Annotated in this window: 28 protein-coding genes, 2 tRNA genes and 3 pseudogenes; 10 read left to right on the top strand and 23 right to left on the bottom strand. The window is 59.9% G+C overall.

The features are described from left to right. Window positions 1–13 precede the first annotated feature (13 nt). Together KQH60_RS08485 and KQH60_RS08480 are read right to left on the bottom strand one after the other, a co-directional pair. Complete coding sequence (locus tag KQH60_RS08485) at window positions 14–1,732, bottom strand: mannose-1-phosphate guanylyltransferase/mannose-6-phosphate isomerase (protein WP_237576016.1); 1,719 nt, start codon at window positions 1,730–1,732, stop codon at window positions 14–16. Continuing rightward, on the bottom strand, window positions 1,729–2,364 hold the full coding sequence (locus KQH60_RS08480) for a GNAT family N-acetyltransferase (protein ID WP_237576015.1): 636 nt from the start codon (window positions 2,362–2,364) through the stop codon (window positions 1,729–1,731). Before KQH60_RS08480 ends, KQH60_RS08485 begins: the two co-directional genes overlap by 4 nt. Before the next feature lie 406 nt (window positions 2,365–2,770). Here KQH60_RS08480 and KQH60_RS08475 point away from each other — a divergent pair, with 406 nt between their 5' ends. Then, window positions 2,771–3,787, top strand: coding sequence for an amino acid--[acyl-carrier-protein] ligase (locus tag KQH60_RS08475; RefSeq protein ID WP_237576014.1), 1,017 nt, complete (start codon window positions 2,771–2,773; stop codon window positions 3,785–3,787). Between the two features lie 113 nt (window positions 3,788–3,900). Here KQH60_RS08475 and KQH60_RS08470 read toward each other — a convergent pair whose 3' ends face one another. Continuing rightward, window positions 3,901–4,116, bottom strand: a complete 216-nt coding sequence (locus KQH60_RS08470; RefSeq protein WP_237576013.1) for an MLO family protein — start codon at window positions 4,114–4,116, stop codon at window positions 3,901–3,903. 465 nt (window positions 4,117–4,581) lie between these two features. Between KQH60_RS08470 and KQH60_RS08465 the strand changes: the two genes are divergently transcribed. Continuing rightward, window positions 4,582–6,471, top strand: a complete 1,890-nt coding sequence (locus KQH60_RS08465; RefSeq protein WP_237576012.1) for an alpha/beta hydrolase — start codon at window positions 4,582–4,584, stop codon at window positions 6,469–6,471. Between the two features lie 412 nt (window positions 6,472–6,883). Here KQH60_RS08465 and KQH60_RS08460 read toward each other — a convergent pair. Further along, window positions 6,884–8,008: pseudogene (locus KQH60_RS08460) on the bottom strand (glycosyltransferase family 4 protein); the annotation flags it as partial. A 326-nt stretch (window positions 8,009–8,334) separates the two neighbouring features. Here KQH60_RS08460 and KQH60_RS08455 point away from each other — a divergent pair. Then, window positions 8,335–8,580 carry an FCD domain-containing protein gene (locus KQH60_RS08455; protein ID WP_237576011.1) on the top strand — a complete coding sequence of 82 codons (246 nt, stop codon included), beginning with the start codon at window positions 8,335–8,337 and terminating at the stop codon, window positions 8,578–8,580. A gap of 12 nt (window positions 8,581–8,592) precedes the next feature. Here KQH60_RS08455 and KQH60_RS08450 read toward each other — a convergent pair whose 3' ends face one another. From KQH60_RS08450 to KQH60_RS08420, 7 genes are all read right to left on the bottom strand, one after another. Further along, window positions 8,593–9,252, bottom strand: coding sequence for an amino acid ABC transporter permease (locus KQH60_RS08450; protein ID WP_237576010.1), 660 nt, complete (start codon window positions 9,250–9,252; stop codon window positions 8,593–8,595). 12 nt (window positions 9,253–9,264) lie between these two features. After that, on the bottom strand, window positions 9,265–10,065 hold the full coding sequence (locus KQH60_RS08445) for a cystine ABC transporter substrate-binding protein (RefSeq protein WP_237576009.1): 801 nt from the start codon (window positions 10,063–10,065) through the stop codon (window positions 9,265–9,267). 84 nt (window positions 10,066–10,149) lie between these two features. After that, window positions 10,150–11,196, bottom strand: a complete 1,047-nt coding sequence (locus KQH60_RS08440; protein ID WP_237576008.1) for a quinone-dependent dihydroorotate dehydrogenase — start codon at window positions 11,194–11,196, stop codon at window positions 10,150–10,152. A 39-nt stretch (window positions 11,197–11,235) separates the two neighbouring features. Then, on the bottom strand, window positions 11,236–12,090 hold the full coding sequence (locus tag KQH60_RS08435) for an arginyltransferase (RefSeq protein WP_237576007.1): 855 nt from the start codon (window positions 12,088–12,090) through the stop codon (window positions 11,236–11,238). Window positions 12,091–12,430: 340 nt separating this feature from the next. After that, entirely contained in the window at window positions 12,431–13,171 is a 741-nt protein-coding gene (aat, locus tag KQH60_RS08430; protein ID WP_237576006.1) for a leucyl/phenylalanyl-tRNA--protein transferase, read from the bottom strand. Window positions 13,172–13,239: 68 nt separating this feature from the next. Then, window positions 13,240–13,785 (bottom strand): NUDIX hydrolase, encoded by a 546-nt coding sequence (locus KQH60_RS08425; protein ID WP_104077161.1) that lies wholly within the window; start codon window positions 13,783–13,785, stop codon window positions 13,240–13,242. A 656-nt stretch (window positions 13,786–14,441) separates the two neighbouring features. Then, window positions 14,442–14,518 (bottom strand) — tRNA-Met (locus KQH60_RS08420). Window positions 14,519–14,745: 227 nt separating this feature from the next. On the opposite strand from KQH60_RS08420, the gene KQH60_RS08415 reads away from it, so the two are divergent. Beyond that, window positions 14,746–15,243 (top strand): heme-degrading domain-containing protein, encoded by a 498-nt coding sequence (locus KQH60_RS08415; protein WP_237576005.1) that lies wholly within the window; start codon window positions 14,746–14,748, stop codon window positions 15,241–15,243. Between the two features lie 84 nt (window positions 15,244–15,327). Then, on the top strand, window positions 15,328–15,669 hold the full coding sequence (locus KQH60_RS08410) for a DUF1488 domain-containing protein (RefSeq protein WP_237576004.1): 342 nt from the start codon (window positions 15,328–15,330) through the stop codon (window positions 15,667–15,669). Between the two features lie 86 nt (window positions 15,670–15,755). Here KQH60_RS08410 and KQH60_RS08405 read toward each other — a convergent pair. Beyond that, a pseudogene (locus KQH60_RS08405) lies at window positions 15,756–16,183 on the bottom strand (hypothetical protein). 138 nt (window positions 16,184–16,321) lie between these two features. On the opposite strand from KQH60_RS08405, the pseudogene KQH60_RS08400 reads away from it, so the two are divergent. Continuing rightward, window positions 16,322–16,488: pseudogene (locus KQH60_RS08400) on the top strand (TOBE domain-containing protein). 42 nt (window positions 16,489–16,530) lie between these two features. Here KQH60_RS08400 and KQH60_RS08395 read toward each other — a convergent pair. Further along, complete coding sequence (locus KQH60_RS08395; RefSeq protein ID WP_237576003.1) at window positions 16,531–16,887, bottom strand: hypothetical protein; 357 nt, start codon at window positions 16,885–16,887, stop codon at window positions 16,531–16,533. A gap of 338 nt (window positions 16,888–17,225) precedes the next feature. Here KQH60_RS08395 and dusA point away from each other — a divergent pair, with 338 nt between their 5' ends. Continuing rightward, entirely contained in the window at window positions 17,226–18,251 is a 1,026-nt protein-coding gene (dusA, locus tag KQH60_RS08390) for a tRNA dihydrouridine(20/20a) synthase DusA (protein ID WP_237576002.1), read from the top strand. Between the two features lie 134 nt (window positions 18,252–18,385). Further along, window positions 18,386–18,461, top strand: a tRNA-His gene (locus KQH60_RS08385). Between the two features lie 122 nt (window positions 18,462–18,583). Here the strand turns inward: KQH60_RS08385 and KQH60_RS08380 are convergent. From KQH60_RS08380 to KQH60_RS08350, 7 genes are all read right to left on the bottom strand, one after another. After that, window positions 18,584–19,609, bottom strand: coding sequence for a tyrosine-type recombinase/integrase (locus KQH60_RS08380; RefSeq protein WP_237576001.1), 1,026 nt, complete (start codon window positions 19,607–19,609; stop codon window positions 18,584–18,586). Beyond that, on the bottom strand, window positions 19,606–19,815 hold the full coding sequence (locus KQH60_RS08375) for a DUF4224 domain-containing protein (RefSeq protein ID WP_237576000.1): 210 nt from the start codon (window positions 19,813–19,815) through the stop codon (window positions 19,606–19,608). Before KQH60_RS08375 ends, KQH60_RS08380 begins: the two co-directional genes overlap by 4 nt. Window positions 19,816–20,290: 475 nt before the next feature. Next, the gene (locus tag KQH60_RS08370) at window positions 20,291–21,010 is read right to left on the bottom strand and encodes a ribosome modulation factor (RefSeq protein ID WP_237575999.1); all 720 of its coding nucleotides are present in this window, start codon (window positions 21,008–21,010) and stop codon (window positions 20,291–20,293) included. Window positions 21,011–21,032: 22 nt separating this feature from the next. Continuing rightward, window positions 21,033–21,269 carry a hypothetical protein gene (locus KQH60_RS08365; RefSeq protein ID WP_237575998.1) on the bottom strand — a complete coding sequence of 79 codons (237 nt, stop codon included), beginning with the start codon at window positions 21,267–21,269 and terminating at the stop codon, window positions 21,033–21,035. 59 nt (window positions 21,270–21,328) lie between these two features. Next, entirely contained in the window at window positions 21,329–21,835 is a 507-nt protein-coding gene (locus KQH60_RS08360) for a siphovirus Gp157 family protein (protein ID WP_237575997.1), read from the bottom strand. A gap of 9 nt (window positions 21,836–21,844) precedes the next feature. Beyond that, the gene (locus KQH60_RS08355) at window positions 21,845–22,474 is read right to left on the bottom strand and encodes a hypothetical protein (protein ID WP_237575996.1); all 630 of its coding nucleotides are present in this window, start codon (window positions 22,472–22,474) and stop codon (window positions 21,845–21,847) included. A gap of 13 nt (window positions 22,475–22,487) precedes the next feature. Beyond that, entirely contained in the window at window positions 22,488–23,135 is a 648-nt protein-coding gene (locus KQH60_RS08350; RefSeq protein WP_237575995.1) for an ATP-binding protein, read from the bottom strand. A 207-nt stretch (window positions 23,136–23,342) separates the two neighbouring features. Here KQH60_RS08350 and KQH60_RS08345 point away from each other — a divergent pair, with 207 nt between their 5' ends. Next, complete coding sequence (locus KQH60_RS08345; protein WP_237575994.1) at window positions 23,343–23,726, top strand: CCDC90 family protein; 384 nt, start codon at window positions 23,343–23,345, stop codon at window positions 23,724–23,726. A gap of 41 nt (window positions 23,727–23,767) precedes the next feature. On the opposite strand, the gene KQH60_RS08340 is transcribed toward KQH60_RS08345, so the two are convergent. From KQH60_RS08340 to KQH60_RS08330, 3 genes are all read right to left on the bottom strand, one after another. After that, window positions 23,768–23,950 carry a hypothetical protein gene (locus tag KQH60_RS08340; RefSeq protein WP_237575993.1) on the bottom strand — a complete coding sequence of 61 codons (183 nt, stop codon included), beginning with the start codon at window positions 23,948–23,950 and terminating at the stop codon, window positions 23,768–23,770. A 1-nt stretch (window position 23,951) separates the two neighbouring features. Beyond that, entirely contained in the window at window positions 23,952–24,296 is a 345-nt protein-coding gene (locus KQH60_RS08335; protein WP_237575992.1) for a hypothetical protein, read from the bottom strand. Between the two features lie 666 nt (window positions 24,297–24,962). Continuing rightward, entirely contained in the window at window positions 24,963–25,709 is a 747-nt protein-coding gene (locus tag KQH60_RS08330) for a LexA family transcriptional regulator (RefSeq protein ID WP_237576100.1), read from the bottom strand. Between the two features lie 76 nt (window positions 25,710–25,785). Between KQH60_RS08330 and KQH60_RS08325 the strand changes: the two genes are divergently transcribed. Beyond that, a complete protein-coding gene (locus KQH60_RS08325; protein WP_237575991.1) occupies window positions 25,786–26,061 on the top strand; it encodes a YdaS family helix-turn-helix protein in 276 nt (91 codons plus the stop codon). Window positions 26,062–26,068 lie beyond the last annotated feature (7 nt).

The raw sequence follows: 26,068 nt of genomic DNA, 5'->3' as shown, positions 1-26,068 counted from the left end.
GTGGCGCGCACGGTCAACGGCCGGCCTGCCATGTGCCTACGCCGCCGCGCGGCGCGGCCGTGGCGATGGGTGTTCCCCCAGCAAGGGGGGCGGCCGTGGCTGGAGCAGATTGCGCGGCATCGGCGACTCCTACGGCATCGGCGGCTCCCGCTGCATGAGCGGTTGCAACGGGCGTAGTGATGGGCGTGGCGACGGACGCGCCAGGTGCGCCCGCCGCCGGCCGAGAGGCCCGGCCGTACTGGTCGTCCAGCCGCACGATATCGTCCTCGCCCAGATAATGTCCCGACTGCACCTCGATGATCTCCAGCGGCGTCTTGCCCGGATTCTCAAGCCGGTGCACCGTGCCCAGCGGGATATACGTCGACTCATTCTCACTGAGCAGGAACGTCCTGTCGCCGCAAGTCACGCGCGCGGTGCCGCGCACCACGATCCAGTGCTCCGCGCGATGGTAGTGCATCTGCAACGACAGTTGCTTGCCCGGCTCGACAACGATGCGTTTGACCTGGAAACGCTCGCCGTGGTCGATGGAATCGTAATAGCCCCAGGGGCGATGCACCTTACGATGATCTTCGGCTTCGACGTATTGCTCGGACTTGAGCCGCGCCACCACGGCTTTGACTTGCTGCACGTCATGCTTGTTGGCGACTAGCACTGCATCGGCGGTCTCGATCACCACGACGTCTTTCAAGCCAACGCAAGCGATCAGGCGTCCTTCGGAATGCGCGAAGCTGTCCTGCGTGCCCTCGAAGATTACGCGGCCACGCGAGACGTTGCCGGCTGCGTCCTTTGGCATGATTTCCCAAATGGCGTCCCATGAGCCGACGTCGGACCAGCCGGCCGCCAGCGGCACAACGACGCCTTGAATGTCCGGACCCGCTGGATCGGCGAGCCGTTCCATCACGGCGTAGTCGATCGAATCGGACGGGCAGGCATCGAAGGCGGCCGCGTCCGCTTTGAAAAAACCACTGGCTTGTTCTGTGCCGCTTCGCCAAGCTGCGTCGCAGGCGGCATGCATGGGCGGGTTCAGCGCGGCGATCGCTGTGATCCACGTCGACGCGCGTACCACAAAGATGCCGCTGTTCCACCAATATTCACCGGACTGCAGGTATTGGCGGGCCAGTTCCTGATGCGGTTTCTCGACGAAGCGCTCGATTGCGTGGCCGCCTAGCGTGCCATTGGCATGCTGCACCGGCGCACCGATTCGGATGTATCCATAGCCGGTTTCCGCGTGCCGGGGCAGCACGCCGAGCGTGGCGATGGCGCCGGCTTGCGCGTAGCGGGCGGCCAGCGCGATGGCGTCCTGAAACGCCTTCGGATCAGTGACCGCATGGTCGGCGGGCATGACCACCAGCACCGGGTCGCCACGGCGCGCCTGCGCGTCCAGCGCAGCAAGCGTGAGCGCCGGTGCGGTGTTGCGTGCTACTGGCTCCAGCAGGATGCGGGCAGACTTGCCATTGGCGCGCGCCTGCGCGGCGCTCATGAAGCGGTGGTGCTCGCCGCACACGAGCAGCAGTTCGTTGTCTAGCGTTGCACTGCTGATGCCGTCCAGGCGGCGTGCAGTTGCCGTCAGCAATGATTCATCGGTGACCAGTCCAATCAATTGCTTTGGGTGGTGCTCGCGCGACAGCGGCCACAGCCGCGTTCCGGAACCGCCGGCTAGGATCACTGGCAGCAGGTGCGGCGGCGCGTCGGCCGGGACGGAAGACGTGAATGTAGACTCGGTGCCGGTCATCGATTTACTCCGGAATCTGCGGGAAGGCGAGGTGAGAATGCGGAAGTGTCCGGTTCGGTGCGCGCGTCGGCGCGCGCCGCGCGAGTCGGTTTGACGGCGCTGCCCAGCGCGCCGGTCACCGGCTCGACGAGGCCGCGCACGCCGCGCAGCAGGCCGCGGCTGGACAGGGGCGCGTCGCGCATCGAGTGGATCATGCCGATGTACGGCATTCCGTGTTCGAGGAACGGCCCATCGACCTTACGAAAACCAAACCGGCTATAAAACGCTTCGCGGTAGATCGGCGAGTGGATTCGCACCGGCGCGCCTGGCCAACGCTCGCGCGCATGGCCCAATACCCGTCTGAGCAGTTGCTCGGCGGTGTCGTCGTCGCGCCGCGCGGCGCTCGTCAGGAATTTGTCGATGATCGTTTCCAGGTCGATGTCATCGCCCGGCAGCAGGCGCGCGTAACCTTCCACTGATCGCTGCTGCGCGCGCGTATCGATCGCGAAAACGTGCAACGCTTGCTCGTCCTTGCCGTCGATGTCCAGGTGCACGTGGGCGTTCTCGACAACCAATACGGCATTGCGCGCGCGCAGGATCAGATATAGCTCGTCCGAACTCAGTTGCCCGAATTCGCAGCATTTCCAGTCCATGATGTGTTCCTCGTTCGGCCAGCGCGGAAAACGCCAGGCGTGGCCGGATAGCACCGTGCGCCGCCGGCACCGCAATGTTGCAATGCCCAAAGCGGCCGCACCCTATGGAACGAAGGTACTGGCGAGCGCGTGCAAGCTCTGTTCGCAAGCGCACTATTCGATAGGCAGACTTGCGAAGACGTGAGGCTGCGACACCGGCGTTGTGCAGCGCACGATTAATGTGCACTGACCCATTGTTCGGCAGCGAACCGATGGCCGTGCGGGTTTTCGCGTACAACATGCGCTTGCGGTGCCGCACGGCGGTGTTCCCAACCAAACAGCGTCTGCCACGCCGTTTCTATCCGCCCGCAGAGCGCAAAGCGCAGCATCGATCATGCGACACGAATCCCCGCCAAAGGAGTCGAACATGGGTAGTACTAATCTGGAACCGAAGCGGTTCGGCCCTGAAGCCGTGCCGAACGAGCGCGATCGCACGGCGGCTGCTCGCGAATTGAACGACGCAGCGGGTGCCGCCAGTTTTTTAGAGCAGTTATTCGAGCGCGGTTTGCTGATTCCGAGCGACGTCGATGGGCTGTATGGCCGTGGCGCCGTGTTCGAGGACGTCATCGAGCGCATCAGCGACTTGATCGGTGCATGGGGAGTGGAGCGCGGTGCTGACGTGATGCGATTTCCGCCGGCGATGAGCCGCACGTTGCTCGAGCAGAGCGGTTACTTGAAGAACTTTCCGCAGTTGGCTGGCACGGTCTTCAGCTTCTGCGGCAATGATTTCAGCCATCCCCGCTTGCTCGCGTGCCTGGATAAAGGCGAGGACTGGACCGCCGAGCAAAAGCCCACATGCATCATGATGACGCCAGTAGCCTGCTATCCCGTCTATTCGGTGATGGCCAAGCGCGGTCCGGTGCCGGCGCAAGGCCACCTGATCGATATTTTTTCGTATGTTTTTCGTCAGGAACCGTCACTGGAGCCGGAGCGGATGCAACTGTTTCGGCAGCGCGAGTTCGTCAGGATGGGCACGCCCGAGCAAGTGATCGCCTTCCGGCAAAACTGGATGGACCATGCGCGCTGGATGTTCGACGCGCTGGAATTGCCGATGTCGCTGGAGTTGGCCAATGATCCGTTTTTCGGCCGTGGCGGGCGCGTCATGGCGAACAGCCAACGTGCGCTGCAGCTCAAGTTCGAGGCGGCAGTGACCGTGCTCAACCCGAATAAACCGACCGCGTGTGGCAGCTTCAACTACCATATGGACAACTTCGGCAAGACGTGGGACATCCGTACCGAAACCGGCGAAATCGCGCACACCGGGTGCTGCGGTTTTGGGCTTGAGCGGATTGCGCTCTCGCTGTTCAAGTTGCATGGTTTCGATATCGCCGCCTGGCCGCGGCGGGTGCGGCAGACTCTATGGAAGCCGCCATGCGGCCAGTAGCCGCGCGAAAAAGCGTGCGAGCGGTGGAATACGGTCCGAGCAGGGCTGCATAGTGGCGGATGGAGCGCGCAAAGCGGCTCGCCCGTCGTGGTACGCGCGCCGTACTGGAGCGCTCAATGGCTTGATTGTTGCACTTGCGCCGGCTGTGCCACCCGGGCGGCTTTGCGACGCGCGAGCAGTGTTGTCTTAGCGGCGCGCGCGTCGTCGAATTCGTCCGGTCCTTCGAAACGATCCCCGCTCTTGGCCGCGCGTCCGAACGCCATGGCAACGCATAGCGCGATGACTTGGATCGCGAGCACGATGATTACGATATGCAGCATATTATTCATGATCCTACCCTTCAAGCGCACTGTCTCGTTCGGCGCGTCCCCCAAGCCCGACAGTGTGAGGTCCGGCAAAATGCACGCCGTTGCACTTTTGGCCCTCATCGCTGCCTACCGGCAGCACTGGGCGAAACTTGAAGACTCCCTTACATCTAGTGTGAGTCAACCTAGAAGAACGTTCCAGGGGTGACTGGCAAACAAGATGATCGGACTTTTCCCTATTTCGTCGGGAGAAAGCCCGTGATTAAACCCGATACCCGTCTTCGGCGCGCAGGGCAGCGCGAAGGCTGCACACGCATGACGACGCGCATGGCTCGATTGGGTACGTCAGCGCACCGACCCCAACTCTGTGGATGCCGCCTACTAACCGGCGTATCCGTGCCGTGGACGCGTCGTCATGGAGGGGGAGGCCGGCTGGTCCATGCGCTATGGTACGCAGGCGCCGGGTGAAAAAACAAAGAGGGTTAGAGAATGGACACGACGATGTGGCCTGTCTCGTTTGATGGGCATTTCGGCTGGCTTCATGGCGCGCCGGCTGGCGATCCGGGCGACGTGGGTTGGGGCGTGGTGCTGTGCAACCCGCTCGGGCATGAAGCATTATGGTTGTACCAGACGATGCGGCAACTGGCTGAGCGATTGGCGTTGCGGCGCATCCCGGTGTTGCGCTTTGACTATGCAGGCACCGGCGATTCGCTGGATCGTGACACGCGAGTGGAGCCAACCCGATGGGCGGGTGAAGTGGTGAACGCCGTCGAATATCTGCGGCGCGTGACGGGGGTACAACGCATTGCGCTGGTCGGGGCGCGCTACGGCGCGATGGTGGCCGCGCAGGCTGCGCCCCAGGTCGGCGCGCAGCGCGTCGTATTAATGGCGCCCGTCGTCTCGGGCCGGCAGTTTGTTCGCGAACTCAAGGTGCTGCAGCAGACGTGGCGGGAGAAGACGGGATCGCACGTGCGGACCGACGCACCACCGGCTGGCGCATTCGATGTGCTCGGGCATCGTTTCGAGCTGGCCGCGATGGAGCAGGTGGCAAAGTACGACTTGCGCCGCCTTCAGGCACCGCCCGCGTCGTCGGTGCTCATCATGCATGTCGACTCGCATGATCCGAGCCATGCGCTCGCTGAGGTATACCGGTCGCAGGGCGCGCGCGTGGACGCTGGCTTGTTCGCCGAATACCCGGGCGCGATGCAGCCATCCTGGCTCGCCCAAGTCCCGCAGGCCACGCTCGACGTCGTCACGCAGTGGCTGGTAAACGAAGCGGTGACGCCTCAGGCCGCCCCAGCGGGTGCATCGCGTCCCGCATCGTCAGTGCCAGTGTGTGTTGGTGCGTCGCTTCAGACTGACTGGATGGTGGAGCAGCCGATCAAGTTGGATCAAGGCCGGTTGTTCGGCATCCTCTGCGAACCGGCGGGCAGATCGGGCCGTGCGCCGCTGGTTGTGATCCCCAACACGGCCGCCACGCACCATGTCGGGGACGGGCGCTTCAACGTCGAGTTGGCGCGCCAGCTCGCGCGTGCGGGGTTTGCTTCGCTGCGGCTTGACGCGAGCGGGCTGGGGGACAGCGCGGCGGCGGCCACACAGATCGATCCAGGCTCGTTGAGTTTCGACGCGCTGGCTGCCGACACATCCGATGCGGTCGATTGGGCACGCTTGCGCGGCCATCCGGGCATTGCGGTGTTCGGTATTTGCTCCGGTGCGTACCTGGGCTTGCGCGCCGCGCTGGACAACGCAGCGATTCGGGGCTTGATGCTGGTGAACCTGCTCGGTTTTTCGTTTCCCGATGGATTCACGATGCATGACGCCGGCCGAGTGGGTGCCGGATCGACCCGCGCGCATTTGCGCTCGATGTGGCGCGCGCAGAAGTGGGCCCAGGTGTTGCGCGGCGAGGTCAGCTTGCGACCGGTCATCGACACGCTGTGTCGCTATGCGGTGGCGCGCACACGGGGCCTCGCGGCGGCCTGGACGCAAGACATGCGGGATGCGCCGGGCAGCAGCCAGCGGGCGCGTCGCCAGATGAAAGAACTGGCCGCGCGCGGGGTTCGCGTGCAATTGCTGTTCAGTCCGCTGGACCATGGCCTGGACGAACTCGAGGTTCATTTCGGTCATGGCGGCCAACGGCTCGCACGGATCGGCGGTGCGCATGCCTGCGTGATACCTAACATGGACCATGAGGTGCTGAATCCAGCGGCACGCGAGCGTGTAGTGGCATTGTGCGAGGCGTTCCTCATGGAGCTTTTCGCCGACGTACTCGATAAGCAGGCTCGCCCATCGCTGTGCGCCGACCTCGCCCGTGCGTCGTACGCGCCCGCGCATGTGCCGGCAGCCACGCCGGCGCTGCCGTCCGAAGAGGCGATGCTGTAGCGGGAACGGCGCGATCAGCACAGCGTCGTGACGCAGAACCTTGTCTTGACCGGTTTGCCGGCGGCGTCGAGCAGTGGCGGGCCGGCGCACAGTCAAACCGCACGTTGTCAGCTGGTGCGAACTCGGCGTCGGTGGCGACGATGCCGCCCGAGGAGGCGGCTGGCGGGCGTCAGCCAGCGCGCGTGAACGGGTTGCCGTGATGCGCGAGGTTGTCCACGGATGCGAAACCCTTAGGGTTGCGGGGCTGATCGCGGCGCACTGCATGGCCTGCTGCAGCAGCGCGTGTCAGCAATGGCGTTGTGATCCCCGGTGCAGCCGGCTCGCCCAGTTGCGTGGTGGCGACGGCTGGCTGATTCGGCAGGATTACATACGGCGGCATGTCGCGGCGCGCCGGATCGCTGATCGGCGACGCCAATTCAGCTTGCAGCCGCTGGTAGCCTTCCATGACCAGGTTGGAAAACGCGGCGCGGAAGCGATCCGCAGAAAAGCGTTGTGCGTTGGCGCGGCATGCGAGCGGCTCGAACGTGCCGTGGGGCAGTGCCTCGAACCGCTCGACGGCATCGATCAACGCGGGCGTGGTTTGCGTATCGAAGAACAAACCGGTGGGCCGTGCGCCGGTATCGGCGCGCACCGATTCGAGCGCGCCGCCCTTACCGTAGGCGATGACGGGCGTGCCGCATGCCTGTGCTTCAACCGGTGAGATGCCGAAGTCTTCCTCGGCGGCAAACACGAAGGCCTTGGCACGCTGCAGGTGCGAATGCAATACGTCGAAGGGTTGATAGCCGAGCAGCGTCACATTCGGGCCTGCCAGCGCGCGGATCTTGGACATCTCCGGACCATCGCCGATGACGACCAGCTTGCGCTGTGGCATCCGGGAAAAGGCGTTCACGATCAGGTCAATGCGCTTGTAGGGCACCATCCTGGATGCGGTCAGATAAAAGTCCTCTTTAGCAGTATTCAACTGCAGGTGCTCGACGTCCACCGGCGGATAAATCACCGTCGATTCGCGACGATAGACCTTGCGCACGCGCCGCGCGACAAAACGCGAGTTTGCCGCGATCAGGTCCACGCCGTTGGCTGAACGCGCGTCCCAGTTGCGGATGTAGTGCAGTAGCGCGCGCACGAGCATCGATTTCACGCCGTGCGTGAGCCCCGCCTCGCTCAAGTACTGGTGCTGCAGATCCCATGCGTAGCGTACCGGCGAATGCACATAGCTCACGTGTAGCTGGTCGGGCCCGTTCAGCACGCCCTTGGCCACAGCGTACGAACTGGACAGGATCACGTCGTAACTGGACAGATCGAATTGCTCGATTGCCAGCGGAAATAGCGGCAGGTAGCCGCGGTACTTGCGCCGGGCCATGGGCAGTGTCTGGATGAACGAAGTATGGACCGGCTTGCCGCGCAGGCACGAGCGCTCTTCCAGGAAGTCGACCAGGCTGAAGATGTCTGCTTGCGGGAAACAGTCAATCATCTGGGCGAGCACCCGTTCGGCACCGCCATGGACGACCAGCCAGTCGTGAACAATCGCTACCTTCAAGCGTGGGTCCTCTCGGATTGGGTTTCGGCCTTGCGGCCGACGCGGTGTCGATGCCGCGTGCGCCCTGCGCATCATAGCTGTTGGGGCCATTATCGGCAGCACTTGGCATAGTCTATGTACGGGGGCGCACAATAATGTGCACTGGGCACAACGGTGCGTGAAGCGTGCGCTGCTGCGGCAGTTGACCTGTGCATCGAAATGAATGGCAACAAACCTTCGGTCCCGAGCGGCAGGATTCAATTTTGTTATACATTTCGGCTGTGTGAAAATTGCAATGAGCGCTGCCTAGACGGTGCGGCCGTTAAGGGCTGACCCAACGAGCGTGGATGCTCGCCAACGCGAGCGGCAACCAAGTATTGCAGCAAATGACGCCTGTCGTATGTGCAGCGCTGTCGACGCTGGCACCGTTGGTCCAGTCCACGGCCGGGCTGGCCGAACGCGCGCGCAAGCTGCACGGGCGCGTGGTCGAGGCGATCGAGGTTCGCGATGCCGTTGCGGCCGAGGCCGCGATGGTCGCGTTAATCGCGTTCACGAAGGAGGAGATTCTTTGGGAAATCGACGGTGCGCACTGAGCGCATAGCCGCTCAGTGCCGCGTGGGCAGTGCGAGGTAGCGTTCGAGCCGGTGCTGGAGCCCCTCGAGCAGGTGGCACAGTACCCAGTACACGCCTGCCGCGCCGATATAAAGCGGCAGCGGCTGGTAGGTGGCCGCGATCACTTCCTGCGCGCTGTGTAGCAGTTCGGTCACCGTGATCACCGACACCAGTGAGGTGTCCTTGACCAGGCTGATGAGGCTGTTGGACAAACTCGGCACCGCGATACGCAGCGCCTGTGGCCCGACCACGTAGCGCAGCGTCTGCTGGCGCGACAGGCCTAGGCTGTACGCGGCGAGCCACTGGCCGCGCGCGATGCCCACGATTGCGCCGCGCATGCTCTCGGACAGGTACGCGGCGACGTTTGCGGACAACGCCAGCACGCCGGCCGGCGTCGGGTCCAACTCGATTCCCACGCTCGGCAGGCCATAGTAGACGACGAAGATCTGCACCAGCAGCGGCGTGCCGCGCAGGAGGCTGACGTATGCGCGTGCGGCGCCCACCGGCCAACGCCGCTCGCTGATGCCCATTAGCGCAATGAGCATGCCGCCGGCTAGCCCAAACGCCATCGATAGCAGTGCGAACTTGATCGTCAGCAACGCTCCCGCGGCGAGCGCCGGCGCGGACTGCAACAGCAACGTCAACGGTGACATTAAGGTAGCGGCTTACTTCAGCGGTCGGGTCACGTCGATGCCGAACCACTTATCGGAAAGCTTCGGCAGCGTTCCATCAGCGTCAAGTTGCGCAATGGCGTCGTCAATGGCCTTGGCGAACTTGGGGTTGCCTTTCTTGAACGGGATTCCAACCTTTTCCTGCTGGCCCAGCGTGCCGCTCGAACGCAATGGCAGCGCGGTGGTCTTGATCAAATACGCGAGCATCAGCCGGTCGTTGAGCGCCGCGTCAATGCGGCCCGCCGCCAGATCGCGCAGATACTCGGGCGCACCCGGGTAGGTCTTCACCTCGATGCCGGGCACCGACTTGGCCATGTCGTTGTAGTTCGAGCCCAGGCTCACGCCGAGTTTCTTGCCCTTCAGGTCGTCAAGCGATTGGAACGGGCGCGAATCATCCTTGCGCTGGATCAGTTGGGCGACCGAGTACGTATAGGGCTGCGAAAAGTCGAACGCTTGCTGCCGCACTGGCGTAATACCGACCTGATTCACGATTACGTCGAACTTGCCGGCTTGCAGCCCAGCGATAATGCCGCTCCACTCAGTGGTGACGAACTCGGGCCTCACGCCGAGCCGCAGCGCGATCGCCTTGGCCACGTCCACGTCGTAGCCGACGAGCTCGCCATGGGTGTTACGAGCGTTGAATGGCGGATAAGTCCCTTCGAGGCCGATGCGCAGCGTGCCGCGCTCCTTGACCTGGTCGAGCAGGTCGGCGGCGGGTGCGGTCACGGCGGTCGCAGCGAGCGCGCCGCCGACCAGCGTCGCGGCGATCCATTTCTTGAGCAGCGAAAGTTTCATCGTGTTCCCTCTTGGCGGGTAGTGACAGACGGCGGTCATCATAGTGAGGCCGCAATCCAAGCTTAAATAGCATTTGCAAAGGCGCTATATTACGCGCGAGTCATGATGGCCAGCGGTGGCGCGCACGCATTCAGCCACTAGAGCCGGGCCGCGGTAGATCAGGCCGGTATAAAGCTGCACTAACGATGCACCGGCGGCAAGCTTTGCGTTTGCGTCCTCGCCGCTGAAAATCCCGCCCACGCCGATGATCGGCACCGCGTCGCCCAATTGCGCGTGCAATTGCTGGATTACCCGGTTGGACGGGTCGAATACCGGCCGCCCGGACAGGCCACCGGCTTCGCCGCCATGGCGCAGGCCCTGCACCGCGGTGCGCGACAGCGTGGTATTGGTCGCGATCACGCCATCGATACGGTGCCGTAGCAGCGTGTCCGTGATCGACTTGATTTGTTCGTCGTCAAGGTCCGGCGCGATTTTTAGCGCCAGTGGCACCTGCTTGCCATGCAGGTCCGACAGCCGTTGTTGCTTGTCCTTGAGCGCGCCCAGCAGCGCATTCAGTTCGTCGGCGGCTTGCAGCTGTCGCAGGTTCTTTGTATTCGGCGACGAGATATTGATCGCCACATAGCTGGCAAACGGATAGACGCGCTCCAAGCAGTACAGGTAGTCGTCGACCGCGCGCTCGATCGGCGTATCGGCATTCTTGCCAATATTCAGCCCCAACACGCCACGATAGCGTGCGGCTTGTACGTTGGCGACGAACGCGTCCACGCCATGGTTGTTGAAGCCCATTCGGTTGATCAACGCCTCGGCCTGGGGCAGCCGGAACAGTCGCGGGCGCGCATTGCCCGGTTGCGGGCGCGGCGTCACCGTGCCGACCTCGATAAAGCCAAATCCGAGCGCCGCCAATCCGTCGATACAAGCGCCGTCTTTGTCCAGGCCGGCGGCGAGCCCCACCGGGTTGCGAAATGTCAGGCCCATTACGGTGCGAGGTGCATCGGGCGCGTGCGGGGCAAGGCAACGCGCGAGGCCGGTGCGGGCGGCTGTGCCTAGCAGGCGCAGCGTCAAGTGATGGGCGTCCTCCGCATCCATACGGAACAGGTGCGCCCGTGCGAGCGGATAAAGGGAACTGAGCACGGAAGTGGGCTGGGCCGATGGCCCTGAGTCAAAAGCTCGTTATTTTACCGGGCGCGCGAGCTGTGCGATGGTGGCATCGAGCGGCGCCGCGTCGGCCTGTCCAGGCTCCAGATCGCGCCATTGACCCTCGACCAGTCCCTCGAGCGGCTTAAAGTTTGCCTTGTACGCCATCTTGCTGCTTTCGCGAATCCAGTAGCCCAAGTACACGTACGGCAACTTCAGGCTGCGCGCCTGCTCGATTTGCCACAGGATGTTGTAGGTACCAAAGCTCGAGCGCTCAACATCGGGTTCGTAGAACGTATAGACCGAAGACAAGCCATCGCCGAGGATGTCAATCATGCTGACCATGCGCAGCTTGCCCTTGCGGGAATTAGCGCCTTCACGCACCGCGCGTGAGCGCGCCGTGCCGCGTGGCTCATACGGCTCGCGGAACTCGACCAGCCGCGAGTTAATGCGGCTTTGCAACAGGAACTGCTCGTACTGATCGCGGCTGTCGCGATCCATTCCGCCGCCGGCATGCCGCGCAGCTTGATAGCGCATGTACAATGCGTAGTGTTCCTCATCGTAATGCAGCGGCGAGACCGTCGCGAGCAATTCGTGATGCCGGCGCCACACCTTGCGCTGGGTTCGGCTTGCATCGAAGCGCTCGACGGACACGCGCGCCGGCACGCAGGCGCGACAGCCGTCGCAATAGGGTCGGTAAGTGAAGACCCCGGAGCGCCGGAAGCCTGCCTTAACCAATTCGGTGTAGACATCCGAATTGATCAGGTGGCTTGGCGTGGCGACCTGTGAACGCGCAATGCGTCCCTCCAGATAGCTACAGGGGTAGGGCGCTGTCGCATAGAATTGCAGCGCCGACAGCGGCGATATCGGCAGTTCTTTAAGGTAGGTCACGTCAGCCCTTCATACAGCAATCGTTTGCCCAATATGTGGCGACATCAGATCGCTTCGGTGCCGATGGCATGTTTGCGGCGGCCAAATCAAGCTAGCACACGAGGCTGTATCAACGGTATCACGAAATGACGGCAGGTTGTGGCGCAGGCCCCCGAGCGGCATAGTCGAAGGTTTCCACCGTACGCAAGCTCTTGCCAAGCAGCAGGGTGTCCCTTATAGGGCCGCCACTTCAATAAGCTTATCGGACAGCGTGGGCCAGCACGCCGTGCCGCGGCGGGCGCCCAGCTTACAAGTTGCTTTCGACCCCAGCGGCGGGGTTCCGTCGCGCGGTCCGGGCGCACTATTCGTGACTGTCATTCCAGTACCGATGCAGCACTTGTTTGTCGAATTGCCACGGAATTGGCGAGTGCCGTATCGCGTCACGCATGTGGGCGATAAACGCGCGACGCGATACTTCACGCGCACCCAGCGACGCAAGGTGAGCGGTGTTTTGTTGGCAATCGACCAGGTCGACCCGGTGCTCGCGCAAATGCGCGACGAGCGCGGCGAGGGCGATCTTCGACGCGTCCGTACGGTGTGCAAACATCGATTCGCCGTAGAACATGCGACCCAAGCTCACGCCGTACAGTCCGCCGACGCGTCGGCCCTCGACCCAAGTTTCGACGCTATGGGCCAGGCCGGCGCGATGCAACGCCTCATAGGCGGCGATCACTTTGGGTGTGATCCACGTGCCATGCTGCCCGGGCCGGTTCACGTTCGCGCACGCATGCATCACATCAGCAAAGCCAGCGTCCACACGGATCTCCCATGAAGGCTCGCGCAAAACTTTTTTCAGGGTTTTGCGCAGCGACATCGACACCTTGAATTCACTGGGCACCAGGATCATGCGCGGATCGGGGCTCCACCACAGTACAGGCTGGCCCTTCGAATACCACGGGAAGATGCCGTGCTGGTACGCATCGAGCAGTTGTCGCGGATCCAGCTCGGCACTCGCGGCGAGCAGGCCGGGTGCGCCGCTGGCTTCGTCCAGCGCGCGCTCAAGCGGCGGGAACGGATCGTCGGGGCTGAGCCAGGAAACCATAGTGAGATCGGCGTGCCGGCACGGGCGTTGCGTCGCGACGCCGTGCGGCGCGTGACCCGCGCGCGGGATTAGCCATCATGCAGTGAGCGGAAGATGTCGCCGGTGTGCAGGCCGAAGCCGCCCGCGACGCGATCGGCAAAGAAAAAGCGCAGCGTTTGCCCAACGGTCGGAAACGCGATTTCGTCCCAAGGAATATCGGCTTCATCGAATAGCCGCACCTCCAAGCTTTCCTCGCCGGCCTGCACATCGATGTCGAGCAGCCGCGCGAGGTAGAACAGGTGCACCTGGTGCACATGCGGCACATTGAGCAGCGTGAACAGCGTTTGAACCTCGACGCGCGCGCCCGCTTCTTCCAGCGTCTCACGTGCGGCAGCCTCCGCCGTCGTTTCGCCGATTTCCATGAAGCCAGCCGGCAATGTCCAGTAGCCATAGCGCGGTTCGATCGCGCGGCGGCACAGTAGCACCTTATTGTCCCAAACCGGGACCGTTCCGACCACGTTACGTGGATTCAGATAGTGGATTGTATTGCAGTTGTCACACACGAAGCGCTCGCGGTTGTCGCCGGGAGGCACGCGCAGACTCACCACGTGGCCGCAGACAGAACAAAATTTCATCGATCGAGGGTCGGTGGGACAATGGTGCGCAGTTTAACATCGGGCGCGTGGCTGACATTTGGCGGTTTTGCATCGCTGACGGTCTAGCCCGCTTGCGGTCGGCCCGCTTGTGTCGAAAATAAAGGCGCGAGGCATGTCGTCCGGCTGGCGTTGGCACTCAATGCAATCCCATTTTATTTCCGTCCCCTGCCGATCATCGACGTGCAGTGACGATTGTTCTATGGCTGCGAAAAACCTTACGCCAACGCGGAAACGGATACGGTTTTTGATAGCACGGGCCCGAACTGCTTTTACGGCATCGGATTGGCGCAATGGCTTGCCGAATTCAGCATGGGTGAATGGGTCTTTCGTCAGACGGACGGCAGATTGCGCATTCTAGCCAATACGTCGGCATTGGGATTAGTTCACTTAGCGTACTCACGACGGGATGTATTTGAAGTGGGATGTCGTCGAGGATGCGCAGAGTGGAAGCTGCCGCAAGCCCGAACAAGCTCGTCGGAGTAACCGCCGCGGGCTCCGGCGTAGACTCATCTTGAGGCTGCGCCGTGTTCAGATTGAGCCGTGCTGCTTGCCGGGGTAAGGGGAGTGGCTACAACATGGCCTCGCCGGAAAATAAAAATCCCGGGTTTCATACGAAACCCGGGATTTTCGGAATTTGGTTGCGGGGGTAGGATTTGAACCTACGACCTTCGGGTTATGAGCCCGACGAGCTGCCAAACTGCTCCACCCCGCGTCCGTCAAAGAAATAAATTATACACAGATCCGTTCTGCGGTGCAAGGACGTGAAACGCGAAATGTCAGCGCAACGTGAGACTGATTGGTTTGCGAATGCACTGCGCAGCGCCGCCATGCCGGTAAAATGATGACTTATCCGAGAGTTTGCGACTTCGTTGGCTTCAACTTGGTCGGTCTTACCGGCTTTTTATTCACCGGCGGCGTTGCTGGCCGGACCCATTGCCCATGGACATCACTCGAGACCTGCAGCACATTGCCCTTCAGGAAAAGACGCTCGTCGCGCCACGCTTTGACGCGGATTTTGGATGGCAGCTCGGCACACACTTGCATGAGCTTGCTAAGGCGAGGGCGCATGCCGTCGCGATCGACGTGCGCACTTTCGGCCATCCGGTGTTTTACTGCGCGCTGCAGGGCGCGACACCGGACAATGCGCGGTGGGTGCGCCGCAAGAGCAATACGGTGGAGCATTTCCGGCGTAGTTCGTACGCGGTGGGCCTGCGCTTGGCACAGTCCGGCGCCACGCTGGTCGACAAGTACGGCTTGTCGTGCGCCGACTACGCGTCGTACGGTGGCGCGTTTCCATTGACCGTGCAGGGTGCGGGCGTAATCGGTTCGGTGACCGTGTCGGGCCTTGCACAACGCCAGGACCACGAACTCGTAGTCGAAGCGCTCTGTGCGTTGCTCGGGCATGATTACAGCGGATTGGCGTTGCCACACGACTGAATGGGCGTCTAGCTATCGGCTGACTTGGCTGGCTATGCCGTGGCTCGCTAGAATGGGAATCCACGTCCGATTCCCGAGGCTGGCATGCAGATTGATTTTCCCGCTGAAGCCGGAGCTTACCGCGACAGCAACCTGACCGTGGAGTTCGATGCCATTGTCAATGGCGAACGGGTACGTTGCGCCATCTCCGTTGAAGCCCTGGAGGATCACTTCGGTGTGGTATCGAACGACCGCGACGGCTGGATTCGCGCGTTCGACCGGGGCCGCGCGCGCATCCTCGAAACAGCGCGCGAGCATCTGAAGCGCTGCGACGGACACCCGGTGCTGCTCAAGAGCGGTCATTTCCCTCCTGGCGACGCGTTACGAACTGACCGACGTGAACCGCCGGGCCGCGGGCCGCACGGTGGCCTTGCCGACTCCGGATGATCCGCCGCGTCGCTGTCGCGGCCCGCCGCATCGTCGTGCTGCGCGGTCGGGCGGGATTTCGGCCCGGCTTGCGCGCCGCAGGCGGTTTATGACGTCTCGCCCTTGTCTGTCATGAACGCACGCATGAATACCAGCGCGCCGAATCCCCACATCGCATTGACGACGAAACCGAACGCGAGGCGCGGCAGCATGTTGCCGTTTGGCCAGGTACCGCGGATCGGGTCGAGCACGAACACCGTCGTTGCGGTCAGTACGATGCCGCCGAACACGCATGAGCCGAGCCACGGCGCAGGCCGTTGCGGATCGACGCGCAGCAGCCACGCCAGCACGATGTCCCATAGCGCGCCGAGCAGCGCGGTGAGCAGGAACTGGGGGACGCCGAGGGGCGCGAACGGCGTGGTCGAGAACGGCAATTGTTCGGTCAATTCGGCCGCGTGCAGCAACGCGATCGCTGCCTCGTGAAAAACAGCACGGCGAGAAAGCCGGCAATGAACGGCAAAATGACTCTTTGCATGGCGGGATTCACAGAAGGCCGGCGCGTGTTTGCACGCTCAGGATATGCATTATAGTAACCTCACGTGAGGGTTCACGCATATTACGAATCGGCACAACTAAAGCTGAAAAAAGTTGTTCTGTCGGTGCCGCCGGGTCAATAGACTCGCAGTTCAGGGGGCGTCTGGCCCCGTCGATGTAGAAACACCATTCGGCATCGTGACGTCGGGCATCACGACGCGCTCGATCGATGAACTAGATTTGAAGGTTGGCGCTGAAGTGTTGGTGCAGGTCAAATTCACGGAAGTGGCGATCGCACGTCTGTAGCGCGATCCTCGCCGGCGTTCAGTTGCTGCCTGTCGCGCCGGGCTAGCGAGCGATCGCATCGCTTGGCAGATGATCTCGCAGGATGCGGTCATTGGTGTTCGAATCCGGGCGCTTGATCGGCATGTTGTCCGGATTATTGGTTTTGCCTGCGTCTTCAGGGCGTTTCGACATGCCGTCCGCGCCACTGCCTGGGACTGGCGCAGACGACCCCGCGTCCGCAGGGGCGGATCTCGCGCCAGAGGCGCTTGCTACAGTGGGTGACACCGCCGCGCCGGCCGGAATCGTCCAATCGGAACGCGGCGTGAGCTGGCCTGCCGCGCAACCGACGCAGGGCGCAGCGACTGCGGAGGCGCTTACCACTGCGACGCTGTACTTCATCAGCCATGTCATGTGCGTCATCACTTTCTCCTTTTGTCACGCCACAGCGGCCAGCGTCTGCGCGAACTCGATGCCTTCTTTCATTGAAGCATAAATCGCACCGCGGGGTACCGTGCGCTGTTGCAGGCGATGGCCATGCCGGCGGGATTATGCCGGCCGAGTCCACATTGTGGCGCGCCGGCGGGCATCGCCGGCCAGCATGACAGATTTTTGAGGTAATGTATTTTTGAATTAAGGGTTTCTTAGTCCGTCGCGGGCTGGTTTTTTGTGGAGAGACGCGCGCGGGTGCGAGGCCGCCGCAGAAACGATAAAATAATTGTTTGCCTGTGATACCCGTGCATTCCGCGACTGCTGCTTCAATGACCAACTTCGACGCCGCTCGTGCCCGACGCATCTGCGTCGCGCCGATGATGGACTGGACCGACCGCCATTGCCGCTATTTCCACCGGCAGTTATCCCGCCACGTCTACCTATACACGGAAATGGTGACGACTGGTGCGCTGTTGTTTGGCGACGTCGCACGACACTTGTCGTTCATGCCACAGGAGGCCCCAATTGCATTACAGCTCGGTGGCAGCGAGCCGGACGAGCTCGCTCGCTGCGCGAAACTTGCACAGCGGTGGGGCTACGATGAAGTCAACTTAAATTGCGGCTGTCCGTCTGAACGGGTGCAGCGCGGCGCGTTCGGCGCGTGCCTAATGAAGGAGGCAACGCTGGTCGCCGATTGTGTAAAGGCAATGTGCGATGCGGTCGCAATGCCTGTGACGGTCAAGCATCGGATCGGCGTAGACGCGTTCGACAACTATGAGTTCGTGCGGGACTTTGTGGGCACTGTGGCGCAAGGTGGATGCCGCGTATTTATCGTGCACGCGCGCAACGCGATACTGAAGGGACTGTCGCCAAAAGAGAACCGCGAGATTCCACCGCTGAAATATGACTACGCGTACCGGCTTAAGCACGACTTCCCTGAGTTGGAGATCGTCATCAATGGTGGCATCAAGACGCTGGATGAGGCGCATGAACACCTACATCACGTCGACGGCGTGATGATCGGACGCGAAGCCTATCACAACCCTTTTCTGCTGGCAGACGTCGATAGGTGCTTCTACGAGCCGTCGGCGCTGGCGCGCACGCGCGGCGAGGTCGAGCAGGCGATGATCGAGTATATTGGGGCTGAACAAGCTCGGGGTACCTACATCGGCGCTGTCACGCGGCATATGCTCGGGCTTTATCGCGACCAGCCTGGCGCGAGAGGTTGGCGTCGCGTGTTGTCGGATCATCGAAAGCTGGCCGCTGGCGATCCGCGCATATTCGACGAGGCGCGCGCCATGTTGAATGCCCGCCCGGCCGGGCACGATCGCATGGTGCAAGCGCATGCCGAGTAAAGCTAGTATCCGGGTCAGAATTTTTTGCGTTCCACCGCTAGCAAAATGGGAAATTGCTGCGTATAATCCCGGTCTTCGCTGGTGATCGTTCTTGCCGGCGTGCAGCGTTCCTCGATATATCGGTTCCTGCAGTGGTGGCCGTAGCTCAGTTGGTAGAGTCCAGGATTGTGATTCCTGTTGTCGTGGGTTCGAGTCCCATCGGCCACCCCAATAAAATCAAGCATTTGCATGCGACATACTGTGTAAACTACCAGTAGTAAATTCCCAATTTGGGAATTCGCCTGCATTCCCACCTCATAAGCGCTTCATATATACTGTACAGACATACAGTATCAAAGCGCTCTGCGACGCACCACCTTGTTTCTGTCGTACACCCGAGCCGTCGTCGCGGGGTTGGCGTGAAGATCGGGCAGGGCGCCACGTACGGCCTTATGCTGTGTGACGTAATAGGCTCTCAGATCGTGGAATGTGAAGCGTGCCGCTATCACCTCCTTCTTAAGGGCTTCGTCCATCAACTTAGACCACATCGCTTTAAAGCCTGATGCGGTGTAGTGGGTCCCGTGCCGGTTTGAAAATACATAGAGGCAGTCGTCCTTTCTCGACTCACGTAAGCGATCCAGAAGCGATTGAATAGCCGGCGTAATCTCGATGTGCTCAATCACCTCACCGCGTTTCTTGCCGCGCTGCTTTGCCCGCTTTACGCGTATGACGTTCGCTTGCTCATCGATTTGCGGCCAAGACAGATCCAGAAACTCAACCTTTCTATTGCCAGCAAGCGCAGCGTATTCTGCGGCCATGCCAATCATGGCTCGCTGACCGCCTTGGGATGCAAGCCAACCGGAGAAGGCTAAGAACTGCGCGAGATCGGGCGCTTCGGTGCGTGGCTGTTCCTCGTTGCGGCGAACTTCGCGGCAGGGGTTGTGCTTAGCCTCGCCTCGGTCGATCGCAAGCCCGATTAGATTCGAGAGCAAGGCTATTTCTCGATTTGCACGTACTGGAGCGCTTGCACGCTCGATTCGTAGGTAACGAGAAACGTGTGTCGCATCAATATCGGCAGCTCGCATATCACCGAACGCCTCTAGCAGCGGTTTGCTGCACTGCGTGTAATCGTTTCGCGTGTATTGTGCGTACCGTTCCCACCCCTTGGTTTGCTGAAACTGATCCCATAGACGATTGATCGTGCCAAGATCATCACCTGAACCAGTGATGTCGAGCACTTTCCTTATCGCTTGAATGCGGTCAGTGCCCAAGTTGATAGGTTTCCCCCCTACAGGATGGTATCGATAGGTAAACCCGTTTTTTCGTGGGCGCGCCTCCATGCGTGGCAATAAGCCATCACGGACGCGGTTCTTTTTCATGCTGCGACTTTCCATTTCGGTTGTGTTTTTCTGGATGGCTCTGTCGGCGTGCGATTCACTTGGTCCCACGTCAGCAATGGATGTCCATCAGCTTTCATTGGTGGCCTGAATCCGAGTTCGCGTTCTATCCACCTAGCTTGTGCGGCACCTTGTTTCAATCCGCCGGTCACCTGTATAAGCTCAGCGTTAGTTACTTGCGCATTCATGATTAAATGTCCTTATCATCATGCGGAGACTTATCCAGCAGTTTCATAAGTACAACTTCACGTTACTCCGCATTCAAAATCCCCACGAGCATCTTGCCGATCCGATCCCGGAATTTCTTTGTGCAGTTAGATGCGAGGATCACGAGCAGTTTTATGTCTTCCTCATCAATGATTTCGTCTTTGTTCAAACTGTACGTCATATCCCAACCCTATTTCTGCCTCGGAGCCTGCCCGTTCGATGTGCTAGATTTTGGAGCCTTTAGTTTCGATACAGCCTAGGGGCACGCACGCGCCTCCTTCGGCACCAGCGTCAAACCGGCAATGCCGCTCATCATCGGCAAGAGCCCACGCACCCTCTCGGTCGCATTTCATGCCAGACTGCGTCCATGAATAGCGTTGCGGCGTGCCAGGCTGCTGGCGGCAGCGCACTTGCTGGCAAAGATCGCTACCGCGCTGGCAATCGATTTGTTGATGTTCACGCCGCCTCCCCGCCCAATTCATCACCGCGGTATTCTTGCCACCATTCGGTGTTGTTTTCTTTGTGCCATGCCTTCCAGCCTTTCACCCACTCAATGCACAGTTCGCCCTTCATCGTCGGGCAGTCCGATTGCGGCTTACCTTCGCTGGCTGTCTTGTAGCCGTCGGCATGAGCTTGTGCCAACTCAGCATTGAGCGGTTGGTGCGTGATGGCTGTCATTTCTGCGTCGATCACCTTGTCGTCATCGCCATTCATGCCCTTGCCGTCGCTGTGTGGGTCGTACTCGTGGCCCAAGTCGATCGAGCGTTGATCGGATTCGCCTCGCACTTCATCCATGGCAGCGGTGAAGGCGCACGCGTCAGCGCCAACCACCAGCAGCACCGCTTGGCCTTGCGCAGCAGCTAATTCAAGCAGGCCAGGCGCTGCCTTGCTGAACTTCACCATGGCTTGTGTGCCATTGTGGATTGTCACTTTTTCAAGATCGCCTTGAAGCACGACGCGTCCATGGGCGGTGATTAAGTGCACGGCCATCTTGACGTTCGCTTCGACACGCTTTCGTAGGCGCGCGATCACGTCGTCCTGTTTATTTTGTGGCAGCTTGACCCATACATTGGGCAGTAGCTTGATTTCCTGCACAAGCGCTTGCAGCAGATCACGGCCTACTGTCTCAGCGGTCATATTTAGAATAGTGCTTACTTCATCGTTCGGATGGTTCATGGTATCGATTCTCCTTGAAGAGTCAGCGCAATCGCGCATTGCCGGACACTCGTGCATTGCCAAACACCCACGCGTTGTCTGCTTGCGAAAGGTTCTCTTCTTTCCCCACGTAACCGCCGATATCACAAGCGCAGACGTCTGCGAACGAGACCAGTGCACGGATGCGGAAGAGCTTTACACCAAATTCTTCAATAAATTGATCATCGATAAGTTCGAATTTCTTGACAATGGTCATGCCTTCACCGTTCGAGTCGTTCATGGTGCCGATTCTTCTTAAGCAAAAGGACGGTTGTCTCACCAAAGCGTAAGACATCTACGTTATGGCCTGATTTCGAGGCGTTGGCTGTGTTCGATCCGACAGCCCGGCACGTTACCCCCGTCTTTGATTGCTTGTACGATCAACTTCTTATCTGGCCTCGCCGGTGGAGGGGGCGGATCTGTCATGTAGGCCTTTGGAACCTGGCGCTCGTCATCGATGACGACCTTGGCAGGATTCGCACGCACGGCAAGCTTGAAGTACGGGCACTCGAGCTTTTGCATGCCGCTCATCAGCATGTTTTGCAGCAGATAGGCTCTGATTCGCTCTGCACGTTTTGCGTAGGCTTGCGCGCGCGCCTGCATTTGGCCAATCGCGATTTGAATCTGCTCCGCCGACGCTTCGAGATTGCGAATCACGAACGCAACGTTTTGAGCCTTGGTGATTAAATCCCCGCTGATCGATTCAAGCGTGTCTGCTACGGTTTGCTCATCGAGATCGAGTTCCACCAGCCTGTCGGCCGCTTGTCGGTACTCACTGGCAATCTGGTATAAGGTCAGGCCACTCATGTCCACTCCTCAAAAGGGGATGTCGTCATCCATGTCCGACGAACTCGCAGCGTCAGGTATCGGGCCGCCCGACTGAGAGGCTTGTCCCGCCCCGCGCTTCAACGGACGATGGCGAAGCGCCAGGATCATCTTCGAGAGTTGTGTCGGCTCGACCTTTTTATCGAGAATTTCGCCCGCCATTAGTCCGCTCGAAGCCTCGAAAAAGGCGGCGGGCACGACTTTGGTTCCGATGCTGCCGTCTTTTTTCGGGTAGTCCTCGGTTTCAAACAAAATGCCCACTTGCTTGTTCATGAGTTCCTTGAACACCTCGGCGTCAAACTCCTGAACACTGTTCGTTTCCCGGTCCCACTTCTTCACGATGGCGCGCGACGGGGTGATGTTCTTGATACGCTGGCACGCCATCAGCGCTTGCAGCTGCTTGAAGCCGAACAGGGGTTCGCCCTGTGCGTTCATGGTCCAAAGCGTGAAATTCGCGCTCAAGCGCTCTGGCGTCTCGAACGCGAAGTCGATGCCACGGGTGCCTTTGGCGCTTGTCACGTCTTCTGCTCGGGTGAATATCCCCACATACTTTCCCATTTCGGTGATGCGCCCACTGCGTTCATCGGCTTGGCGTGCTGCGTTTGGATCGAGTGCATACATAATGTGTTTGCGTTCAGGCGGTTTCGGTCAGTTCGTAGAAGGCGGTGATGGCGTGATCGACCGCCGACAGGTCATTCGGAATGCGGTCTGATTCGAACAGGCCCATCGGACTTTTAACGGTGTCACGTCCGTTGTTACGCGTGGTGAAGGTGTATTCGCCATCGGTCACGTCGGTGCGCAGCACGATGGTGAACATCCCTTCGATCGTAATCTTCTCGTCCAACATCTTTCCGATCGTCTTGATCTTCGTGGTGCCTGACGGGTCTTCTTCGGTGTGGCTGAGCACATAAACGCGCACGTCATCGGGCAGCGTGCCAGCAGCGCAGAGCACGTCCCATGCATGGCGGCCGATCTCGGTGAACTTGTCAAATCCACGTTCGTCGCTGCGGCGCATGAACTCGTTGGCGAGCATGTACTGGAAATCGTCCAACACAATGACCTTGCGCCTGGTATGCTGCATGACCGTGATAATCTTTTGGGATTGATCCGACACGAAGATGTTGCCCGCCTTGTCCTTCGTGTGATAAGTCCATCCTGCTGCGCGAAAAGGCAGCGGCTTACGGATGGTCTGAATCAACAGGGTGTGGGCCGGGTCCATTTTGCAGAGGGAAGTGGACTTTCCGGTTCCGCTCTGACCGAGAATCAGCGTTGCGATGCTCATCTTTGACTCCTTGCGATTCGTGCCATTGAAGAAATTCCTGTAATTCCTGTTGCTGCCGGTAGTCGGGGCCGTGATCCGTGTTCATGAGCTTATCGGGCCAAAGATGGCAGGGGTGGGGAGGCCGTAATGCCTGTCCGGGCGTGACGGAGAAGGGGACAGAGTTGTGCTATGCTGTGTGGTATCTGGCTTGTTTTCTGACATTTCGCCATGGCCGCCATCGCCTTCGACACACTGAAATTTGCCAACCGGCTCAAGACCGCCGGCGTGCCGCCCGCGCAGGCTGAAGCGGAGGCCGAGGTGTTTGCGGATATCTTTGAAGCCAATTTCGACGCGTTGGCGACCAAGGCTGATCTGCGTGAACTCGAACTGCGCTTGGATGCCAAGGTGGACAAGGGATCCGCGGAAGTCAGGGGCGAGCTTGATAAAAGATTCGCGGAATTTAGAGGCGAACTTGATAAAAGATTCGCGGAAGTCAAGGGCGAACTTGATAAAAGGTTTGCGGAAGTCAGAGGCGAAGCGTTGCTCCTTAAATGGATGCTCGGTGTGACGGTTGCTAGCACGACGTCTCTCCTAATCAGATCGTTTTTCTGAAGAAGTAACCTTTTTGCCCAAACGGCATGAGGCGCACGCTGTTACCGATCGAGATTGACAACAATCAATGCGCCTAGGGTGATTGCAAAGCATGCGAGCGCGACGGCTGTATCCGACATTCCGGAGCGAAGGAGAATCCGATCCCACAGCGGCGGGGTGATGTCCTTGGCATCGTTTAGGCCGGCAAGGCGCTTGTTTTCGGCGCGAGCCCTGGTCTTGTGCATCTCAGCGCTCCGTTTCTAATTTTCCGACATCGCAGATAGCTTCTGTTTCTGCATCCTCGCGCATCGCGTCCAACACGATGTTCTTGACCGTCGCGCCAAACTGAGCGTCGCTCATCAGCCATGCGATGCGCAGCGCTTCGCCATGCTTCGACTGCATCGCGCTATGCATCCCGCCCACGATGTCGCCATACGTCAACCTGTTGACCTTACGTGCGAACTTCTCTTTGGCGATGGACGCGATGAGTTCGTCACGCTCCGCCTCGGCGTCTGCGCGGTCATCCATTTCGGCCTTCTCGCGGTCGTAATGGTAGTCACGAAGCTGGTCTATATCTGCATAGAGGGTCATGGCTGCCTCCTTTACCTATTGGTGAGTGTTGTGCATCGAAGGAACAGTGGTTAATCAACGCTATACAATATGCACTGCTAATTTTGTATCGCTCGACTTGAAGCTTAGGTACTTGTTGTGTTCAGGGAATGACGCTGTAATCAGGCACTACTTCGCCGTATCGGGAGCCAAAACTACGCATTCTTTGCTGCGTGTCTGCTTTCTAAGCCGCACAACGCCATTTACTCAACATTTGAATGACTCCGACCGCCAGGCACCGCGGCTACTCCTGGCGCTGCCAGCTTCGGGTCTCTCCGGCGGTCGAGTATCGCTTTCGTGACCTTGGCCGCTTCCTGCTCTCCGGTAGCCAATGCTTCGGCCTAGGGCGGGGCTTCTTGCGTCACGTTTCGGCCAAGCGATAGGGCCGGCATGGCGAGTCCCTTCCGGGAGGCACATGCATGACTTCGATTGTTAAAGATCGCCGGAGACTTCCCGGGGCACCTTGAGGTGCAGGGCGCATCCTTGGTACACAACCAAATGCTACAACCAACACTAAAAAGTTGCAAGTATAAGTTGTAGGTCAAGGTAAAAAAAACCCGCCTAGGCGGGACTGCAGCGAGTAGTTCCTATTAGCCAAATGCGTTTAATGCTAGAACTCCAGCGAGTGCACGTGCATGCTTTCAACGGTCATTCTGAGACCCACTTCCCGATTACAACCCCGACAATGGTTGCACCGTCTGGTATAGGAGTGATAGGAGCCGGCCAGCTAGGGTTTAGAGACTTCAATAATTTTGTGCCACTTTCATCCATCAACAGTTGTTTTAGCTGCGCGCGTTCCTCACCGTCCATACGCACGACTACCATGCTGCGGTTCGTTGGCTTTCTGGCGGGGTCTACATAAATCAGTTCGCCGGGGGCGTAGGATTTGGGGCCAGCCGGATTGAAATTGCTTTCGCCGGTGACCTCTAGAACGAACGCGGCAGGTCCGTGATCGAACGGACAACGCAGCCATTCCTGCACATTTTCTGGTTTGGTGTACCCCATATTTTGTCCCCAATCGGCAGCTTGAACCCATGAAATCAATGGGATATAGCCACTTTCGACTCTCGGCGCACCTCCAGTGGTGCTCCGCAGGGGGAGCACCTTACTGCCGCTTGCCTCTTTTTGGGGGAAGGGTACTGGCAATTCTTCTAACTCTGTTCCTCGCACTAGTTCGTTAACAGACGCGCTAAGCGCATTTGCTATTGATTTCAATTTTGATGGGCGTGGCGCTGCTGTCTCAGCCTCCCATTTCTGTACCGCTTGAGGTGTGACACCGACTGCGCGAGCGAGCTGAGACTGGCTCATTTGAGCCAGCTCGCGAAGCTCTTTAACGCGGGTGCCAATATGAATGTTTGTCATGTCTGCGATGTTACAAAGATTGGTTGTAATCATCACTGCAAATGTTGGTTGTAAAGCGGAGCTGGATGTTGTAGAATTGGTTGCGGAAATTTTGTAAAGACTGTAACTTATGACAACCAGCGTTATTCAGCGAGCTGCTCAGTTGGCAGGCGGTCAGTCTGCTTTGGCGAGAAAGCTTGGCTGCACTCCTCAATCAATCTCGAAGATGTGTGCGACCGGTCGGGTACCAGCGGAACGCGTACTTGCGATTGAGGCGGCTGTCAAAGGAGCTGTGACGCGTCACGAGCTACGACCAGATCTGTATCCAATTGACCCGTCAGTCCAACCTATTTCAGACAAACAAGCGCGGAATCAAAACGTCGCCCAATACCAGGGTTCAATGTAAATATGAA

The organism is Mycetohabitans sp. B8 (assembly GCF_021991875.1).
Classification (GTDB): Bacteria; Pseudomonadota; Gammaproteobacteria; order Burkholderiales; family Burkholderiaceae; genus Mycetohabitans.
Note: the sequence above shows the minus strand (reverse complement) of the source record. Positions and strands in the feature narration are given on the sequence as shown.

Bases quoted from the DNA above. Each gene is read 5' to 3' on its own strand.
- KQH60_RS08485 (WP_237576016.1), bottom strand. From the start codon at position 1,732: ATGACCGGCACCGAGTCTACATTCACGTCTTCCGTCCCGGCCGACGCG.
- KQH60_RS08480 (WP_237576015.1), bottom strand. From the start codon at position 2,364: ATGGACTGGAAATGCTGCGAATTCGGGCAACTGAGTTCGGACGAGCTA.
- KQH60_RS08475 (WP_237576014.1), top strand. From the start codon at position 2,771: ATGGGTAGTACTAATCTGGAACCGAAGCGGTTCGGCCCTGAAGCCGTG.
- KQH60_RS08470 (WP_237576013.1), bottom strand. From the start codon at position 4,116: ATGAATAATATGCTGCATATCGTAATCATCGTGCTCGCGATCCAAGTC.
- KQH60_RS08465 (WP_237576012.1), top strand. From the start codon at position 4,582: ATGGACACGACGATGTGGCCTGTCTCGTTTGATGGGCATTTCGGCTGG.
- KQH60_RS08455 (WP_237576011.1), top strand. From the start codon at position 8,335: ATGCTCGCCAACGCGAGCGGCAACCAAGTATTGCAGCAAATGACGCCT.
- KQH60_RS08450 (WP_237576010.1), bottom strand. From the start codon at position 9,252: ATGTCACCGTTGACGTTGCTGTTGCAGTCCGCGCCGGCGCTCGCCGCG.
- KQH60_RS08445 (WP_237576009.1), bottom strand. From the start codon at position 10,065: ATGAAACTTTCGCTGCTCAAGAAATGGATCGCCGCGACGCTGGTCGGC.
- aat (WP_237576006.1), bottom strand. From the start codon at position 13,171: ATGGTTTCCTGGCTCAGCCCCGACGATCCGTTCCCGCCGCTTGAGCGC.
- KQH60_RS08425 (WP_104077161.1), bottom strand. From the start codon at position 13,785: ATGAAATTTTGTTCTGTCTGCGGCCACGTGGTGAGTCTGCGCGTGCCT.
- KQH60_RS08415 (WP_237576005.1), top strand. From the start codon at position 14,746: ATGGACATCACTCGAGACCTGCAGCACATTGCCCTTCAGGAAAAGACG.
- KQH60_RS08410 (WP_237576004.1), top strand. From the start codon at position 15,328: ATGCAGATTGATTTTCCCGCTGAAGCCGGAGCTTACCGCGACAGCAAC.
- KQH60_RS08395 (WP_237576003.1), bottom strand. From the start codon at position 16,887: ATGACGCACATGACATGGCTGATGAAGTACAGCGTCGCAGTGGTAAGC.
- dusA (WP_237576002.1), top strand. From the start codon at position 17,226: ATGACCAACTTCGACGCCGCTCGTGCCCGACGCATCTGCGTCGCGCCG.
- KQH60_RS08380 (WP_237576001.1), bottom strand. From the start codon at position 19,609: ATGAAAAAGAACCGCGTCCGTGATGGCTTATTGCCACGCATGGAGGCG.
- KQH60_RS08375 (WP_237576000.1), bottom strand. From the start codon at position 19,815: ATGAATGCGCAAGTAACTAACGCTGAGCTTATACAGGTGACCGGCGGA.
- KQH60_RS08370 (WP_237575999.1), bottom strand. From the start codon at position 21,010: ATGAACCATCCGAACGATGAAGTAAGCACTATTCTAAATATGACCGCT.
- KQH60_RS08365 (WP_237575998.1), bottom strand. From the start codon at position 21,269: ATGAACGACTCGAACGGTGAAGGCATGACCATTGTCAAGAAATTCGAA.
- KQH60_RS08360 (WP_237575997.1), bottom strand. From the start codon at position 21,835: ATGAGTGGCCTGACCTTATACCAGATTGCCAGTGAGTACCGACAAGCG.
- KQH60_RS08355 (WP_237575996.1), bottom strand. From the start codon at position 22,474: ATGTATGCACTCGATCCAAACGCAGCACGCCAAGCCGATGAACGCAGT.
- KQH60_RS08350 (WP_237575995.1), bottom strand. From the start codon at position 23,135: ATGAGCATCGCAACGCTGATTCTCGGTCAGAGCGGAACCGGAAAGTCC.
- KQH60_RS08345 (WP_237575994.1), top strand. From the start codon at position 23,343: ATGGCCGCCATCGCCTTCGACACACTGAAATTTGCCAACCGGCTCAAG.
- KQH60_RS08340 (WP_237575993.1), bottom strand. From the start codon at position 23,950: ATGCACAAGACCAGGGCTCGCGCCGAAAACAAGCGCCTTGCCGGCCTA.
- KQH60_RS08335 (WP_237575992.1), bottom strand. From the start codon at position 24,296: ATGACCCTCTATGCAGATATAGACCAGCTTCGTGACTACCATTACGAC.
- KQH60_RS08330 (WP_237576100.1), bottom strand. From the start codon at position 25,709: ATGATTACAACCAATCTTTGTAACATCGCAGACATGACAAACATTCAT.
- KQH60_RS08325 (WP_237575991.1), top strand. From the start codon at position 25,786: ATGACAACCAGCGTTATTCAGCGAGCTGCTCAGTTGGCAGGCGGTCAG.